This window comes from Paenibacillus sp. MT124 (genome assembly GCF_058792755.1).
The window spans coordinates 3,697,669-3,716,711 of record NZ_CM179500.1; the positions used below are offsets into that span (position 1 = coordinate 3,697,669).

At 49.2% G+C, this 19,043-nt stretch carries 9 protein-coding genes; 1 reads left to right on the forward strand and 8 read right to left on the reverse strand.

Annotated elements, in window-relative coordinates:
• Nucleotides 1-8: 8 nt before the first annotated feature.
• The 8 genes from AC3RCI_RS16735 to AC3RCI_RS16770 all read right to left on the reverse strand — a co-directional run bounded on the left by AC3RCI_RS16735 (nucleotide 9) and on the right by AC3RCI_RS16770 (nucleotide 15,041).
• On the reverse strand, nucleotides 9-3,029 hold the full coding sequence (locus tag AC3RCI_RS16735; protein ID WP_492525620.1) for a glycoside hydrolase family 2 protein: 3,021 nt from the start codon (nucleotides 3,027-3,029) through the stop codon (nucleotides 9-11).
• Nucleotides 3,030-3,057: 28 nt separating this feature from the next.
• Nucleotides 3,058-6,099 carry a family 78 glycoside hydrolase catalytic domain gene (locus AC3RCI_RS16740; RefSeq protein WP_492525622.1) on the reverse strand — a complete coding sequence of 1,014 codons (3,042 nt, stop codon included), beginning with the start codon at nucleotides 6,097-6,099 and terminating at the stop codon, nucleotides 3,058-3,060.
• 104 nt (nucleotides 6,100-6,203) lie between these two features.
• Entirely contained in the window at nucleotides 6,204-7,952 is a 1,749-nt protein-coding gene (locus tag AC3RCI_RS16745) for an extracellular solute-binding protein (RefSeq protein WP_492525624.1), read from the reverse strand.
• A gap of 81 nt (nucleotides 7,953-8,033) precedes the next feature.
• Nucleotides 8,034-8,954 carry a carbohydrate ABC transporter permease gene (locus AC3RCI_RS16750; RefSeq protein ID WP_492525626.1) on the reverse strand — a complete coding sequence of 307 codons (921 nt, stop codon included), beginning with the start codon at nucleotides 8,952-8,954 and terminating at the stop codon, nucleotides 8,034-8,036.
• A 26-nt stretch (nucleotides 8,955-8,980) separates the two neighbouring features.
• Nucleotides 8,981-9,922: an ABC transporter permease gene (locus AC3RCI_RS16755; RefSeq protein ID WP_095286627.1), complete on the reverse strand. Its 942-nt coding sequence runs from the start codon at nucleotides 9,920-9,922 to the stop codon at nucleotides 8,981-8,983.
• A 278-nt stretch (nucleotides 9,923-10,200) separates the two neighbouring features.
• Complete coding sequence (locus AC3RCI_RS16760; protein ID WP_492525628.1) at nucleotides 10,201-12,024, reverse strand: cache domain-containing sensor histidine kinase; 1,824 nt, start codon at nucleotides 12,022-12,024, stop codon at nucleotides 10,201-10,203.
• Nucleotides 12,024-13,643 carry a response regulator gene (locus AC3RCI_RS16765; RefSeq protein ID WP_492525630.1) on the reverse strand — a complete coding sequence of 540 codons (1,620 nt, stop codon included), beginning with the start codon at nucleotides 13,641-13,643 and terminating at the stop codon, nucleotides 12,024-12,026. Before AC3RCI_RS16765 ends, AC3RCI_RS16760 begins: the two co-directional genes overlap by 1 nt.
• Before the next feature lie 3 nt (nucleotides 13,644-13,646).
• Nucleotides 13,647-15,041 carry a glycoside hydrolase family 140 protein gene (locus AC3RCI_RS16770; protein WP_492525632.1) on the reverse strand — a complete coding sequence of 465 codons (1,395 nt, stop codon included), beginning with the start codon at nucleotides 15,039-15,041 and terminating at the stop codon, nucleotides 13,647-13,649.
• 280 nt (nucleotides 15,042-15,321) lie between these two features.
• Here AC3RCI_RS16770 and AC3RCI_RS16775 point away from each other — a divergent pair, with 280 nt between their 5' ends.
• Nucleotides 15,322-18,927 carry a chitobiase/beta-hexosaminidase C-terminal domain-containing protein gene (locus AC3RCI_RS16775; RefSeq protein WP_492525634.1) on the forward strand — a complete coding sequence of 1,202 codons (3,606 nt, stop codon included), beginning with the start codon at nucleotides 15,322-15,324 and terminating at the stop codon, nucleotides 18,925-18,927.
• The last annotated feature ends 116 nt before the right edge of the window (nucleotides 18,928-19,043 follow it).

Genomic DNA, 19,043 nt, shown 5'->3' on the forward strand with positions numbered 1-19,043 from the left:
CCTGTCATTCAATCCACATGTTTGCCATGGATGCGGCTCACTTCTGAACAACTCCTCTGCACCTCGGGTGCGTTCCAGGCGCTTACAGTCATCCTTGATAGCAGAATTTCGGATCCTGCTTCAAATGGAATACATCTCTCTTCCCCTGGCTGTATTCCAAAATCGTTATCCTCCAGATAACAGCTCCAATCATCGGGAAAATGGTGAATGATGACCCGAATTGCCGGCACACTCCCGGTATTGCGAATGGTAATAATACCACCGTTATCTTGCCGCTCGATAGACCATTCAAGCACGGTAGAGGGAAGCTCCCGAAGCGGTGCAGCAGGGAGATCAGCGTATAATGAAAACGCCTGCCTGGCTTGATCCCCCGGATACTCGTTTGCTTCATGCTGATGTTCTCTCTCAAACGCCAGCAGCTCTGCTGTCTTCGGCTGGGCATTGAACCAATACCACTGATCGGAGATGAGAGCTCCGCTGCTCGCATAGAGCATGATGGCTATCAGGAACGGCTGAATCGCTTCATTTTCCGGCAAGTTTACTCCCAGCTGATCGATGCAGGCTGCCAGCCCGGGCTTCACACTCAACGCAGGATACTTCCAAGTCATCACTTCGGTTAATTGACTGTTATACATCAACACTTGAACTGCCGCATTGTTAAGAGATTCACGAGAATCGTTCACCACATGCAATTCTGCGTGGAATCGTTCACCTGGCTCCCAGGTATTCAGCTTGGGGCTGGTGATAAAGGCATTTTGCGGCCGCGAAGCTTGCTTGGCGCGATAATAAGACAACTTGGCTGTGCCGTAGTAATCGACCACTGCCCACGAATGTCCAGGAAAACAATCCGAGAATTTGTAATACCAGAAACCACTTTTGTCTCTCCCTGTTCCCGCTCGCTGTATATCAGCAGTCCAACGAATGGCATCGCCTTGAGCTGTTTGGGAATACGTGATGTAATCCTGCCAGTTTCGGATCGGTCCATAGGCTGCGTATCTCATAACTTTAATAACATCCTTCAGACCGAACTGGTGAAAATGTGACTTCCAGCCCCTGCTTTCTTCGGTTGGGGGAAACAACTCGAGCGCTTCCTCTGGCATATAGCGGAGACAGCTTGAAACGTTCGTCTGGCTTGGAATGCCAAATTCGCCATAGAATTTCGAAGGCATCGCCAAAATTGCCTCATCGAGCGGCTCCCCGCCATGGTAGACGTTCCAGTTATGTGCGCTGCCACCCCATGGATCGGTTCGATGGAATGGACGGGATGGATCAAACTCACGACATCTTTTTCCGACCAAAAAGAGACCTTCATCTGCACCGCCATGCTTGCCATTTTCGTTGCCTCCGCCCCACATGACCAAAGAAGGATGATTTCTTAGTCTTTTTACTGAAAGTACCGTCTGACGATCTAGGACACCGAGGTCCGTCAGGGGAGAATCGGGCGGACCCCAGCAGAGCGGGAATTCCTGATAGACCATAATGCCTTTTTCGTCACACAATTTATAAAATTCATCACTTTCCACCAGTCCTCCGCCCCAAGCCCGGAGCATTTGCACATTTCCGCGGCGAGCCAGCTCCAGAAGCCGTTCATACTGTCCTTTCTGCTGTGTCAGCATGACGTCAGGCCAGCACCAATTGGCGCCTTTAATGAACATGGGTTCTCCATTAATAACAAATTGCCAGCGGTATTCGGTTTCCGGCGTTGTCTCGGGCATGGGACGCATCTCAACCGTTCGGATGCCAAACGAAGTGCGGACTTCGCCCACCTTAATGAGACCTGACACTGAACTGGTCGCAGAAGCAGATTCAATGTCAGATTCAATGTCCTGTGGGAATTCTGTTGTAGAGGTTCCTTGCAGCACGAGCTCATACAGCGGCTGTTCGCCGTAACCTGAAGGCCACCACACTTTTGGATTGGCCAGCCTAATCACGGTGCCAAATTTGCTCCGACCATAGGGCACCTCGATCGAAAAGGTAAAGTGTGCATCCTTTTCCCTATCCCCATTGGTATTTGAGTCAGAAGAGTTCATATCCCTCTCCGATTGTTTCAGCCGAATCAACCCCTCGATAGCTAATGGGGACCGATTGGTAAGATGGCTCTCCACTGTAAACTCCAGTTGAAGCAGAGCTTGATCGGAGGTACAAGACTGCGTTGCTATATAGGGATCAAGCAAAGCAATATCCGGCTGGGCCACAATCCTCACATCCTTCCAGATGCCGAACGAGATGAGGTGCCCATAATGCCAGCCAAAACCTGGACTTGGCTTCATCAGACCATTCCAGCTTTGAGGTGCGGGATCGATTCGGACAACTACCTCATTGGATTCATTCCATTGAACCATTTGTGTGATGTCGTGAACCGGGCCACCGAACATCCCTTGATGGTGCCCCAGTGATAAACCATTGATAAAGACCGTGCCCGAATAGTCAATACCATCGAACTCCAAGGAAAGCCTTCTTCCTTGCCAATCATCCGGCAGCTCGAACGTTACAGCGAACCACCATTCCTTGCATTCTACACGTGTCCTGCGGAACCAAACTGGGGTTTCTTCCGGTGTGCCATGCTGTTCCAGTTCATCCATGGTGTTGGTGTTCCAATGGGGATCGTCCATCAGCCCCAGATCGATCAGGGCTCTCTGCACCGTTGTGGGTACGCTAATCGCAAGCCAATCCTCTCGATTGTGATCGGGTTCGTACCAACGTTCCTGCATGCCTTCGCTGATCCGGGCTTTTCGTCCAAACCAACCGGTTGCAGGCGCCGGATCTCCAGCATCGGCCGGTTCGCCTCCCTTCATTCGCCAAACGCCGGATAACAGCAATGTTTCCTTGGTCAAGGATTGGTTATCTGAACCACCATGCCGAATATCTAGTGAATTCTGCCCTTCATTCGTTATGTAACGGACAGGAATACGGCTCTCCATCTCCACCCACGCGTCCCCATGCAGCGAGGATCGGGAGTAGGCTTCGTCTTGAACTTCATCCAGATACCGCTTGTCTGTATCGGGACGATAATATGAGATATGCTTCATGAACCTGAACCTCCGCTCTTAAACGAATTCATAATGTTTGGTGTATAAGCACTGGCCGAAACCCTTCAGGAGCCTCCATCACAATCGTAACTTCCTTCGGTGCACATACCTCCATTTGAAATACAAGCTCTCCTTCTTCTTCACGAATCTGCCAGGCTACATCAACTCTTCCGTCACCGGGAAGCGGCACGGCCCCTTTTGCCCATTGCAAATCACCAGGCTGCGGAGCAACAAGAATTCGTGTCCAACCATCTGCAATGGGACGAACCCCTAGTACGGATGCACCCAAAAAGTACCCCGGTGCTGCCGACCAGGCGTGACAATGACTGCGTGTCAAATCTTTGGGATTCGCCCGATTCTCGGTAAATCCGGGGTACATTTCCCAGCAGGTGGTTGCTTCGTGTTTCACCATTTCGCCGAATTGCTTCCTCATGTCCTGCAGCATATAATCCGTCGCACCGCTCATCACGAGAGCTTCATAATAGAAGAACGTCATAAACGGACTGCCGATAGCCACAAAATTCTCAGGCGGCAAGGTTAAATACGAAATAAGCTTTTCCCTGCGTTCCCCTGTTGCTATTCCGGTAACCAGTGCCATCACCTGGGTCTGCATGCTAAAGATGCTTGAACAAGCACCATTCGCATGGATGCAGTCCACATAAGCCTGATGCTCTTCACTCCACAAATGGGTATTTATCGCACGGGTTAAACTTTCGGATGCGGAAAAATAGAATAGACTCTCTTCTGTGCAGCCTGCCATTTCGGACAACTGGGCCGCATCTGCCAGCGTGCGCGCAAATATCGTATTTTGATGCGTGACCGTCCCGTCGTTGGGCTGCTCCATCGGTGCCCAGTCCAGCAGATTCCAGGCTTTAATGGTAAAGAGTCCTTTGGCATCGATATGCTGCAAATAATGATCCAGCGTGAACTTCACTTTGGGCCAGATCCTCGCTGCAAATTCCCTGCTCCCGGTATAGCGGGCATATTCGAGGCAAGCGGTGACCCAGAAAAAGGTCCAATTCGGGATTACGCTGCTCCAGCCGCTGGGCACCTGATTCACATAGAGCGGCGTTTGGCGGCTTGATCCTGGAACGAGCTGCAGACAATGTCGTACGATATCGGTTGCACCGAACACATAATAGTTGACAAGCGCTTCATTGCGGCTGTCGCCAACCCAGAAAACCTGTTCATAAGCGGGGCAATCCACAAAAGTATCCTCCATGCACAGCCGGGTGGTATGCTTGCTGATCTCCCAGATGTCATTCAAAAGCGAATCGGAGCAATGGAATCGACCAATCTCTGCAACTGGATAATTGCTCTGCGCGAGGGTAACACCAAACAGCCGCACGGGTCTCGTATTCCCGTGTATGGTAAGCATCAGATACCGCAGCCCTCTCCTCACTGGAGATTCATAGCTTTGTCTTCCGTCACGGCAAACGTAACGCAGCGTATTATCAACGCCAAAGGTATCCTGACGCCACCTACCCTCCATATACTCAAAACCGTATGCATCAATAATGGTGCCTTCCGAAGCATCCACTTCGAATTGAAGGTAACCGGACCATTCACGGCCAAAGTCCAGAATCAGCTCGGTACTTCTCCCGGCAGAGCTTGTCGGCACGATGGCAGGCTGCCGATTGGCGAAGCATACTTGCTGCAAATCCGCAGGAACGGGACGTGCTTGCTCCTGACTCTTCCAGATGCTGGACGTAAAGATTGAAGCATCCGAGCTGAGTCTCTCGGGAAACGGCTTTATCCAGGCCAGGTATGGAGCAAGCTCAGAGACAGAGGCCAAATTTCGGCATCGTAGGTACACTTCTGCATCCGGAAAGGCCTTTCCATCCAAAGGTTGATTACCGCCAAATCCCTGATATGCTCGGATGGGATCATGAGCCGGCTGATGGTCGATATGCACAAAAGTCGCAAATGGACCTATTAAGGCAAAGGGTGTTTTGCTCGCCTGTAAATCATCAAGTGGCGGTACAACTGTAAAAGGAACGTCGCAGTCGATTCCAAGGTGCAGCCCGCCGCCATGATCCGGTCCAGCCAGCTCGACCAGCAGCAGATTGTCTCCTGGCTGCAGCGTAACCCGCTGAATTCTACGTGGATGTTCCCCGCTCATAGCTGTCGCTGGATAATGTGTACCGTTGAGCGTTATGCCACGCAGCGCATGAAAAGCGCTGAAAAACCCAATGACAGCTTCAGCTTCGCCACTTGCCCGAATAACTGCTGCAGCATAACCGGCAAAGGATACGGGATTGGCATGCAGCCTGCTCCCCGGGTCCATCGCTTCTCGCACATCCAGCACATGCGTCCAGGATACGAGAAACACTTCTTTGACTGATTCCACTCGAATAGGCCATACTTCTTGCTCGGTCAATTCGGGTATGTCACTCGGAATCAAGTTTTCCCAAGGCGCAATGCCTGGTGTGCCAATGATCCGTGCAGCAGTCCAGCCATCATCCTCAGGATAAGACAACGCTTCTGCTCCAACCCAGCCTTCGTCCCAGCGGGATGCATCCACTTGTTCAGCAAAGCCAAGCTGACAGGACATGCGTGCTGACCGCCGTTCATAACCGGCATGAAGTGCAGTCTGCCAGGATTCATCCGAACCCACGATAAATTGTCTTCGCGGCTGAATACCTTCCGCTGCTGGGTGTACCGATTCCAGTTGAGCAAGAAGTCCTCCCCTCCCCGGCAGATACGTGAACGTAGCCACGCCATAGCTGATTACCAGAACTGCGAGAACATTACGCCCTGTCCGAAGCAGATGACCAACTTCATGCACATGGTAGTTCAGTTCAAAAGGCCAAGAGCGATTGGGTCCTCTGCCACACAGCACACCGTTGACATACAAGACATATCTGGCATCAGCCGTAATGGTTACCTCAGCGCTTCCATACTCCCATTCCTGCAATTCGAATTCCCGCCGAAAACAACGCCATTCGTTACGGGGCCAATCCTCGCCTTCTCCCCAGATCCACGAAGCTCGCCATGTGAATGCCTCTTCAGTGGTGACTTTTATTGCTGCTGGCAGGTCACTCCCGCCAGTTGATAAAATGTGATTCACTTCTGCATCAACTCCTGTCAATCCGAATGTTCAAAAGAAAAAGGAGCTAAAACTTCACAGCTCTAGCTCCCCACTCTGCCGCTTACCGTTACAGCCAAGTCTTATTACAGCCCATGAGCTTGACGAAGCCGCTGAACTTCAGCGTTATACCAGGCAGAAAACTCATCTGCGCCAGCTTTTTTGAATGCCGCAAGTGCAGCTTGTTTGTTCGCTTCAAATGCCTGATCATCCTTGGAAAGAATGATTTTGGCGGCCTCGCGTGCTGCCAACTCTTTGAGCTCGGACTCCTGTTTCTTCAGTTTGTCATCCAAGGTTACGCCTGGAACGGTATTGCGCTGTACAATCTCTTCGTCCGACATGCCGTTCATCCAGGTGGTAAACGTGTTTAATTTGCCTTCATCAATCAACTGTTTGAACACCTCTCCCGAGTAAGAAGCGCCATAGTATTCGGCAAAGTCCTTTTCAAGTGGTGTGGCCGCTTTGGATAACGCTTCCTCCCAAGTAAAGAGGTCGACCGGCATCTTGTCATTCGGATTGATCATGTTGCCACCGAGCCCAATGATGTTGCGGTCCAGCGACAGTCCGGTGGCTTCATACGGTGCACCGCCTGCTGCTTTGAGAGCGAGCGTTTCATCTGTAAGTGTCGGTTTGCCGTCCACGGTCTTCCAGTGCTTGCCTTCCACACCGTTATACATGGTTCGTGCACCCTCATAGGAGTAAATATAATTCAGGAATTCCATTGCTTTTTCAGGATTTTTGGACGTTTTCGAAATGCTGTAGGCTTTATCCTGCCATCCAAGCGGATTGACTGCTCCCGTCCATGCAAGTTTGCCGGCAGGTACAACCAGATATCCCTTGCCCTCGCTTGCATGCTGTGCATTGAAATCCCCCATTGCCCAAGTGGCTGGACCGACAACGATCTGTCCTGCAGTGGCTTTCGCCATATAGTCATTGTTTTTCATCGTAAGGGAGTCCGGATCAAGCAAGCCTCTGCGTTGAGCCTTGTTATAGAAATTCAGTGCTGTCCAGAAATTAGAGGACTCGTCGGTCAAATTGCTGATGAACTCACTGCCGCCAACTTGGGATGCTGTCAGATCGCTTGTAGCGCTTACACTCTCAGTGAAGATGACGGGTGGAATGGTATAAGGCCAGAGCCCCCAATCCTGCCACATGGACACGCCGTAAACTTTTTTCCCGTCTTCAGTCTGCGGGTGTTTCTCCACAATTTTTGCTACAACGTCCAGCAGGTCATCCATCGTTACCATTTCCGGTGCGCCGATTTCCTTATACCAGTCCCAACGTATCGTTGGACCAATCGTTATGGGTGCAATGGACGTACCTGGTTTGGATTGTACTTGCGGAGGCAGAAAATACAGTTTGCCCGTACCGTTACTCCAGTTCTGTTTGCTGTATTCAACTACTGTTCCGATGTTCGCCGTAATATCTTTGCCTGATGTGGCAAGCAACTCGTCAAGTGGAACAATGAGATCTCCCTCAATTAGCTGCTTCTGGTATTTGTTCACATCCGTACGCACCAGGTCGGGCAGATCGCCGCCAGCCAGCAATACATTGAATTTATTCTCGTCTGCTTCTACGTATTCAATCTTGACACCGATCTTCTCCGCAATAGCCTGTGCCACCTCGTTATGCTGTTGTGTATTCCATTTGGAGCCAGTTTCCATTATGAGTACCCGAAGTGTCACGAGGCCTTTGTCCGAGCCGGTGTCTGATGAACCCGCTCCCCCCGTATCCGTCTGGCCTGTTCCCGAGCCGCCACCTGTACAGGCTGCCAGCAGCATAGACGTCATGATAAACAGTGCCATTACACGGCGAAACGATTTTTTAGTTCTCATGTCATAACCCCTCCTGTTTATTCTTCTATGATTATCGGCAGATGCCGGATAATCCGGTTTGATTAGAGATTCATATAAACCTTAACCCTTCACGGCACCCATCATGATGCCTTTGACGAAGTAACGCTGCAGCATCGGGTACACCAGTACGATGGGTAGCGTGACGAGCATCGTAATCGTCATGCGAATGGACTGTGGTGTCAGTGATCGGACAACGTCCCCACGGGTCAGTTCTTCGGTCGTCATATTGGAAAGATTGCTCGACTGATTCAAGAAATTGTATAGCACGAGCTGCAGCGTTTGCAGCTTCGGATTTTCCACCAGAAAGAAGTTATCGAACCAGGTATTCCACTGACCCACGGCTGAGAACACCGCAATGGTGGCTATGATAGGCATCGACAGCGGAAAAATAATGCTGCGATAGATTCTGAAGTAACCAGCCCCATCGATCTTGGCCGATTCCTCTAGTGATGCGGGCAGCTGTTCAATGAACGTTTTGATCAGAATAATATTAAATCCAGACATGGCACTTGGGATAATGTATAACAAGAAATTGTTTTGCAAGCCGTAAGTTTTCATGGTCAGATACCACGGAATAAAGCCTGCATTGAAGTACATGGTAATCAGAACAAAGCGGTAAATGATTTTGCGGTACGGCATCTCTTCCTTGGTAATGAGATAGGCAAAGAATGAACAGCTGAAAACCGTAATCAGTGTACCCAGCACCGTTCGGGAGACACTTACAATGGCTGCGTCAAGGATGCCTGGCAGCTGAACTGTCGCTCTGTACGCTTCAAGAGAGAAGCCAGCTGGCCGGAGGTATACCCCTTTTTGAACCTCAATGGGATCACTGATGGAATAGATGAGAATATAATAAAACGGATATATGGTGATGATGACAAGCAGTGACAGCATGATGTAATTAAACAGGGTGAAGGTCAGATCTTTCCAGTCCGTGTGGCGCACCGGACGAAGCGTCTGTCCTGCGGGTTGTGTTCGCATCTCTGTATGTCTCCTTTCCCAGCGTGTCAGACAATGCCTTGACCGCGAACTTTCTTGGATAGAATGTTAACACTGAAGAGCAGCAGGACACTGATGACGGTTTTGAAAATGCCTACGGCTGTGGAGTACGAGTAATCTCCAGTCACAAGACCGAGCCGATATACATAAAGGTCAAGCACTTCAATCCGGTCTGCTATCATGACGTTACTGAATACGAGATATTGCTCGAAACCCGCGGAGAGCAGGTTACTGACCGAGAGCAGCAAGAGCACAATGAAGGTCGGCATAATGCTCGGCAGCGTAATATGCCAAATGGTGCGCATGCGTCCGGCGCCATCCACCTTAGCTGCATCATACTGCTCGCTGTCGATGCCGACGATGGCGGCCAGATAGATGATGGCGCTCCATCCTGCAGATTTCCACAGCAGCAGCAACGTTTGCACCGTCCAGACACGGTCATAATTGCCCAGGATATCGACTGGAGGACTGCCGATACCCGTTTTTAACATGATGGAATTGACGGCTCCCTCCGTGCTGAACATGCTGAACGCTAAAGAGAATACGATAATCCAGCTGATATAATTCGGAAGTGTGGACACGGTCTGCACCAGCCGTTTGAACCAGCCGGAACGAACCTCCGAAATCAGGATGGCAAGCAGCATCGGTATGGGGGCTGTTGCAATGGACAACAGGCTCAGTGCCAGCGTATTAGCCAGTACGGGTCCCATCCGCGGATCATCGAACATGTTGCGGAAATTTTCCAGTCCCAAAAACGGAGTTTGTTGAAGCGGAATGCCTGGTTTGTAATCAAAGAATGCATAGATCCATCCGAATAAAGGGACATAACTGAAGGCCAGCGTAAACAGGACGAACGGTGTGGCTAGTAGCAGGAGGTGTATGCCGTCCTTGCGGTTCAACTTGCCAGCTCTTTGCTTCACAGAGCTGTTCAGGGTCTCGGTACGTTGCATATGAATTTCTCCTTTGTGCGTTTGCTTTCGTTTGTGCTTATTCATATGGTAACGCTTTCTTTTCTTCGCTTGAATGAAGAATCCCTTGATCTGCTTGAAAAAAACAATTCTGCCTCACAGGCTCACTTGAAAAATTTTAGGCTTTTGCTTGAACAAATCCACCACCACTTTATAAAAAAACGCCCTCATGTGCTGCCTTCCGGCCAAGCTCACGAGAGCGTAGATCATTTTGTGTTCGAATGTTGCTGTACCCACATATCCAGACATAAGCTCCTGTTTTACAGTCGGTGAACTGGCAATGTAACGATCACCTTAGCCCCCTGCTCAGCAGGAACGAAGTGAATGCCGAAGTCCGGGCCATAATATAATCGAATCCGTTTATTGACGTTATTGAGCCCGATTCCACTTCCGCCAACGGTGGATTTGGGTGATTCACCGCTTGCCAGCTTTTCGTTTAGTGCATTGAGGCTCTCCTTATCCATGCCAATGCCGGAATCTGTGACGCATAACATCAGACGATTATGGTCGCCAGAGACACTGATCCTGATCTGGATGGCAAAGTCTTCGCTCTGTCTGCCCGATGCAATGGAATTCTCCAGCAGCGGCTGCAGAATAAAGCGTGGAACCTGACAATCCATCCAATGCTCATCCACGTCCATCGTGAATGTAATGTTATTGTTGAATCGCATGTTGATGATTCTCAAATAGTTGTCGACATACGACAGCTCGTCACGAAGGGAACACATCGAATCTTTGCTGGAGAATACAGGACGCAAAATATTGCCGAGTGCTACAATCGTATTAACAATGTTGTCAGCCTTCACGATGACAGCCATCCAGCGGATCATATTCAGCGTGTTATACAAGAAATGTGGATTGATCTGATATTGCAATGCCTCCAGCTCAAGCTCCCTCTTCTTCTCTTGAATCTCATTGTTTTTATCCACCAGCTCAACCATGCTGAGCGACATCTCATTAAAGCGGCGGATAACCCTGCCCAGCTCATTATTCGGAACATAATCCACGGTGACCCCGAGTTCACCGCGGCTCATATCTTTCATTTTGCTGGACAATTGGTTCAGCGGTTTAATGATTTTGCGCAACCAGAAGTATGAGGCGATAAATATGGCGAGCACACTAATCGTGAATACCAGTACCAACATTCGTTGAACACCCAGGATCTGATCCGCATACTGGCTGAGCGGAATTTCCTTCAGGAGATACCAGCCGCCGTCATGGAGTTTGTAATATACAACCTGCATGCTGCGTCCGCCTTTTTCGTCATCCAAACTTCCGTAAGCTCCATCCGCCAGCTCCACACCAGGTTTCAAGTGACTCTGCGTACCTACCCGATCCGCCTCACTGGCCGATAAAACCATTCCCTCAGCGTTCGCGATGTACATGTCTCCTTCTTCGCTGTTCAGCGCCGTAGAGTAGATGGATGACAGATAGCGTTCATCTATATTGATGATCAGTGTGGCACTTGTCGTTGGATCATAGATTGCACGAGTTCCTCGCATCAGACTGATTAGATAGCCGTCATCTTTGCCGGTGAGATAAGGGTTGTAGAACGATTTTTTGATCCCGGAATGGATAATCAGCTGAGGATACTGTTCAAGCGTCTGAAGAAAGGGTTCGGAGGTGAAGAAACTCTTCTGCCATGCATCCCGATCGTAAACGAGCGTCCGCTTCTGGCTTCCTCCAACTGCTCCCAGGTTGTTGGCCGTAATATAGATGGAATCGATATAATTGTAGTTGTCAATAAAATCAGCAATGACGCGCTGCACATCGTTTTTGGATTCGAGGAATTCTTCTTCCGTTTTCTCCGAAATTTTGTACAAAAATCGCTGAATGTGTTCATCTCGCAAAAAAAGCATGGATAACCGATCAATCTCCTTCACCAGTCCGCCGATATTATGGTCAAGCTGCTGAAACTGCTGGTAGAGCAGCCGTTCATTTTGAATCTTGATCATGTTTTGCATAAAGGAATAAATAAAATAAGAAGCCCCAGCCAGTACGGCGAGGCTGATGACCATAATATAGAGAATGAGCTGGGTTCTCAGCTGTCTGGAATCAAAAAGCGATTGGAGGGATTTCTTCATTAGGGCACCCTCTTGTCTTTGTTCGTCGTTTGTCTGCGATATTCATTCGGATTAAGACCGGTGATTTTTTTGAAAACCTTGCTGAAATACGTGTACTCCGGCGAAAATCCAACCAAAGCGGGCACATCGGAAGAACGCAGCTGACTTTGGGCAAGCAGCTCCTTTGCCCGTTCAATCCGGTATCGGTTTACATAGTCGATATACGTAATCTGCAGCTCTCTGCGGAACAGGTTACTAAGGTATCCCGGGCTTAATCCAACATGATCTGCAACCATTTGAAGACTAATGTTCTCCGTATAATGCCGCTTCACGTACTCAATGGCCCGGGTGATCTCATCACTCATTTGTAAGCGTTTGCTAATCAAGTCAACCAACGTATCCATGTATACGAGTACCTGGTCGAGCATATCCGGCATCGTGTCACAGGTTTCCAGATTCTCGGTCATGCTGAGCAGCAGCGTTTTTTCGTTGTTATGATCATATACATGGGTATTCACCCACTGTACGAACTGGTAGATGGTGACCTCCATGGATTTTCGCTCTTGGTTCATGCCACGTTCCATCTCATCCAGCCATTCATCATATTCTTTCTCTTTGAGTTTCGGCAGCAATTCCCGAATGGATGTGTGGTTTCGAATCTGTTCAAGCCTGGCAAGCACACCAGTATAGTCTGCCCGCCCTGTTCCTTGATGCTGCTGTCCGGAGCCTGTGATGAATTTGCGCTGCAATGCGCGTTGTGCTTCGGCGTATTGTCTGGGGAGCGAATCATACCCTCCGTTGACACTGCTGATCCCAAACGAAACGGTACTGTTAAAATAATGGCGAATAGTATCCTGAATATGTTCGAGCAGTTGACGAATCTCCTGCACGATGGCTTGTTCGGACAGCAGATCAGCAAAATGCAGTACAAGTGCGTAGTGCCGGTCGTTGATCTGAACCGCTTCTCCTCGTTTATAACCGGACATAATCTCGCTTAATATGTTTAACAGCGACATCTTGACCAGATGACCATGCTCATCCCGGAAACGTTCCTTGAGCGAAACATACCGGTCCACTTCCATCACGCAAACGACCAAGCGAACAGGCGAGAGCCGAAGGCCGCTGTCTGTAATGAAACTGGCAAATTCCTCCGCTGAAAAGATACGGTAGAACATAAAATCCTTAAACATCTTTTCCTTCACAAGCTCCATATCCGGGGATGCTGCAGCTGCTCTGCCCTGAACATGGGTTGAGTTATGCTGCTGATCCAGCTCTTCCCTGACCCCGGTCAACACTTGCTCAATCTCTTCTTCCGTCATCGTCAGCTTCAGAATATAACTGGATACGTCCAGTGTCAGTGCTTTGCGGGCAAGCTCGAACTCTTCCAAACAAGATAGCACAACGACACGTGTATATTTGTCCTGCTTGCGGATATTGGAGATCAGCTCCATGCCATCCATTCTCGGCATACTGATATCGGTAATGACCACATCGGGTTTCTCGCGCTCATAATAGTCCCATGCAGATTGGCCATCCGGAAAATCGGCGGACACCTCAAGCCCAAATTTGCTCCACTCGACGGAATTTTTCAGTCCGATGCGAACCAGCATTTCATCCTCGACAATCATTACCTTATACATGCATCAAACCCCTTTCAAAATCAAAATCCAGTCGTTCCCTCTTCCGCTGGTTGGGGCTGTGAAACGTTTAATGCCTTGGTTCGGTATTGTAAAATCTCTAGAAACTTCGGTCCTGCCTCCTGTTCTGGGGCAAAACCATATGGCTTTGACCTGTTTGCCCTCAATATACCCCATGACCACGTCAACATACAAGCCACTGGGCAGATATATGTAAGCGTTATATTTATTTTGTGCAGCAACAGCATAATTGGCACCTGTACGGTTGAGGTGAATCAGTTGTGAATTGGGTCTCCAATCCGGACCGATCTCCTCTTCAAGCAGTGTACGAGCATGACGCATCTGTTTCGCTCCTGGGCGATGCAGTGCTTCGCGCCAGGACATGATGAAATAATCGCCCATGCTGTTAGATTCAGCCAGATCATCCGTCCCCTGATACATAGACCATATTGAATGATGACCATATGTGTGACCCAGCGCGCCTGAGAATAACGCATAATATGCAGCTCTTCTCACATCGGCTGCATCAAAATAGCCTTGTTCACCTCTGAATCCGACGGGAATATCCTCGTAGCATGGCTCAGCATCCAGCGTCGGTTTAACGGGCACACGTTCATAATCTTGTTGTACACGACTGTTGTTGGTAATCTCTCGCTCTCCATGTCCAGACTGAATCATATTGAAATCCAGCCAGGACTCCTCATGAAGTTGGCGGGAAGATGAATCACAACCGGGCGGATGGAAGGTCATTAGTTGCCGTGCACCGCCTTGTTTGAGCCCTTGTGCCATGGACGTGACAATGTCAAAATGACGTTTCGTTTCCAGTGGACGGTCCCCTCCCAGCACCCAAACGATCTGATGGTAATCAGCATATCTCTCACCTAGCCATTTCCCGTAAATAAACGCAGTTTCTGGTGTGAATATCTCCGGCCCTTTCCCCCACTTTTTATTAAACTTGTCACCCCAAGTCGGCAGCAGCGCCACATAAAGTCCAAGGCTATCTGCAAGGTCAAGTATGTAATCCACATGATCCCAATAGGAGTAAGTTCCCTCGGTATCCGGTCGGGTTGGATCGGGTTCACCTTCTTCACTCATATACAAGGGCAGTCTACCCTGTGCATTTTCCGTTGTGACACCACTAAACTCCGCAAGCAGTACGGTCTGAATGACAGTGAAGCACTGGGCTGCCCTTGTACGTAAATACAGCTCGCTCTCTTCCTGGTTCAGGCGATGAAGCAATTCCCAAGCCGTGTCTCCCAGCCAGAAAAAAGGAACGCCCTGCAATGTCTCCAGATAACGACCGTTCGCAGCAACCCGAAGGGCAGTAAGGGTACGATTTTTATTTTCAAAGTTTAATGGATTGCATCGTTCTCTGTTCGCTTCGCTGTTTGACGAATTCATAGCATGTGTCACCTTCCTAACGTTTGTTCTCTTATCAAGAGCATAGAATGCATATTTCGTTTCGTAAAGACCGTTTCCGAGCAAAATCGTTCAACTGTGCTTTGTTTTGTTCAACCTGAGCGACTTTTTTTCAACCGTTTCAGTGGATAATTCAAATCCGAATTTTATTGAAAACGCTATCATTTTAATTGCCGCAAACAGATTGGCGTACAGAAGGTCTACATGAAATCCTGGCTTCTGCATTCGATCTTGCGGTATACCCCAATAAAGGAGAGCTGAGATGAAAAGTAAATCTGGTTATCGAACCTCAAGGTGGGGGATTTCGCTCCTCATTACCACGATGCTCACTTCGTTTATTCCCGTTTCTCCCCAAGCATATGCAGCTGTTCAGAACCAGAGCCAGAATGAGAACAGCACCAGTCATACCATAACGATTGATACAAATGATGTCATTCAGGATGATTTTCTCGGCGTTGGAGTCAACACCATTCCAACAGCACTCATGCCCGGTCAGACCCAATATGGGTATACGGAAGCTCACTGGGAGGTGGATAAAAAGCGAATACAGACCATTGAACCCAAGGTCGCCAGAGTATGGTTCCAGATCGATTGGATGGAGCCTACGAAAGGTACGTACACATGGGACAGTGCCAAAATGAAAGCTTTTTACAAATATCTCGACGCCTTTAAAACCGCTGGAACGGAAGTCGAATTGAACTTCGGCTGGAAAGTCGGATCGACCGTACACGATTGGTTCCCGATACCGGGAATTGATCCGTGGACAAGTGCACCAGCTGATCTGGATGCTTATGTTGCTTCCGCCTCCGCTCTGCTAGAGGAATTGATTCAGAACCGAGGATACGACAATGTGAAGTACCTGACCTTTTATAATGAGCCTAACGGAAGTTGGGACTTTGAAGCTCCCGGTGATCAGAAAGCCTATTACGCCGAGATGGTCAATAAAACAAGTGCCAGACTGACTGCGGACGGACTCCGCGATCTGATCGAAATCTGGGGGCCCGAAGAGACGGGTGCTCCTGCCTGGATTGAATACATGAAAGAGCATGCGGATGACGCCATTGATGGATACAGCTTTCACGTTTATGGAGAATCCTACGATGGACTGGGCAGCGCCTTCGCGCAGCGAAAAGAATACGTGGGAGATAAACCGCTCCATTTAACCGAATTTGGCTGGGCAGACGACAAAGCCAGCAACTGGGATGCCGGATATGCAAATTCAGTGATTCAGACAGCCAATATGGGTGTGAAATCAGCTCTGATGTGGCAGTTAAATGGGGTATGGACCAATGATCCTACAGGTGGAACGAACGGAACGTATACGATGTGGGATGCATTGCCCCTGGGGCTGAACCCTCGCAAAACATTTTACATCGCTGGCATGCTGAACCGTTATATTCCTGAGCACAGTGAGGTTTTTGCTGTAGATACGAACGGCTCAACCGACGTTCGCGCAGCAGCGTTCAGAGACAACGACGGCCATTATACCGTACTCGTCGAAGCAAAAGCAGGTACGGAAAAAGAAATTACCCTGGATTTTGGCAGTACTGCGGTAAACAACACGTTCCGTAAAATGGTATACAAAAACGATATCCTTCAAGAACCAAATGCGATCCTTCCTCCTGTAACAGCAACTTTTCCTGGGGGAGCAATGTTAACAGATCGCAATGTGAGCGATGATTACAATGTTATCATTTACACGACCCAGCCTGCAGAGACGCAAATCAAGCTGGATAACGCAAATCCTACTGTCCGCTCAGGTGATTCCATCACGCTTGGAGCAGAGGTCATTGATAACATCGGAAGTGTGACTTGGAGCGTCGTTGGACAAAACAATGGCACCATTAACAGTACTAGCGGCGTATATCAAGCACCTCAAGTGACAGACGAAACGTTAATTGCAGTTCGCGCAACGAGTACAGCCGATCCATCGGCATATGGCGTCGTTCTCGTACGCGTCCTTCCTTCGTCACTGGCCGGCAAAGTTGAAGTTCCCACCTTTAGCCTAGACCGTCACGTGTTCCCAAGCTCCGAAGTGCTCTATCTGGAGACAGCGACGAGCGGAGCTCAAATCCGTTATACGACCGACGGCAGCGAACCTACAGCTCAGTCGTCCCTTTACGTGAGACCCATTATTCTGAACGAAGGTTCACTCGCACTCTACAAGGCCAAAGCGTTCAAAACCGGTATGCAGCCTTCGGGCACCGTATCCTCCCTGTATCAAATCGGACAGGTCAGCAGTTCACCAGACGGTTACAAACTCTGCATGGTTGAAAATGGTGGTGATTGTTATTTTCAGGGAAAAGCCGTTGTTGCCTACGGCGCAGATGGGTTATTTAATTATTCCATACAGGAAGACGGCGTCGCCTGCACAAGTGCCATTCTGGGAGATCCCATTCCAGGTGTAAACAAACGCTGCTATGTAAATCCTGAAATTCCGGATGAACTTCCTGTGGTTACTTTTTTCAATGCTGGCTTTGAGAAACCAGCTACCACCTCAGCCCGGCCGGGTCCAATGACCAACGGATGGGTGTTCAACAGCCGCTCCGGTGTACAGCACAATAACGGTCCATTTCAGGCCCCTGCCGCGCCTCAAGGGGTACAGACAGGCTATCTGAAAACGGATGGCGGTGTATCGGGCACGCTAAGTCAATCCATCCATTTCAAGCCAGGAACATATCAAATGTCATTTGAGGCGGCTAAACGGACCAGCTTTGGGGGCACCCAATCCTTTGATGTTTATTTTGATGATCAGGTAATAGGCTCATATCAGCCCGAGTCCGGCAGCTTCGAAACGTTCAGAACAGATGCCTTCGAGACAACGGGTGGAAAACATACAATCAAATTTGTGGCAACTACGACTCAAGGGGACAACACCGCTTTTATTGATGACGTTAGAATTACACCTCCAATTACCCCTGAGGACCCCTATATCGGCAATTCAAGCTTTGAGTCACCTGCGGTTACTCATCCGACAGGTGTTGTGACCGGGATTACTGCTGATTGGAGTTTTAATGATCAGTCCGGTATCCTGCGAAATGGCAGCAGCATGACCACCATGACTGCACCGGCCGGGCTGCAGGCTGCTTTTGTTCGAAGCCAGAATGGTGTTCAAGGTTTATTTCTTCAGTCCGTAACGTTCCCGGCAGGAAGTTACGTCTTAAACCTGAAAGCTGCTGCACAGACTGCTGAGCAACCTCAGCCCGTGCAAATTCAAGTGGGCGGTCAGACGGTTGGTACCATTAGCCCATCCAGCACTACTTACCAATCCTTCACGACGGATTGGTTCACCGTTCCCGATGGCTCGCATACAATCACCATTACTGCAAGGGGAACAGGCACCCATGCAACCTTTATTGATCAAATAAGCGTAGAGAAAGTTGATGTACCGGATCAGGCTGTTTTGCAAAATAAAGGCTTCGAAAATCCGGCTATCACATCTCAGAATGGTGTAGCTGTGGGCAGTGGTGAGGGCTGGAGCTTCAAGAATAACGCGGGCAGAATTCGCAATGGCAGCGTGTTTGGCGCCTCTGATGCACCCGAAGGAACGCAGGCCGCGTATTTGCAGACCCTAAATGGTAAACAGGGTGAATTCAGCCAATCCCTGATCTTCCCTGCGGGCAGCTATGTCATTCAGTTTCAGGCAGCCAAGCGGACCAGCTTTGGTGGACAACAGTCCTTTGATGTCTATTTGGATGATCAGTCGATCGGTTCGTTTACACCTGGAAGCGGATCTTACAATGCTTATACCAGCAATTCCTTCCAAATCTCGAAGCCGGGGAAACACCAAATCCGGTTTGTGGGAACTTCAGGTACCGGCGACAATACGGCATTTATCGATGATATCGTGATTACACCGAATCCTTAAAAGGAAAATCAAGCAGAAACGTACCTGTATAATCCTATAAAAAGTGACTGACCATTAATCTACAACTATATGAAGAGAGGATAGGCAAAAAAGCCTATCCTCTCTTCATCATTTTC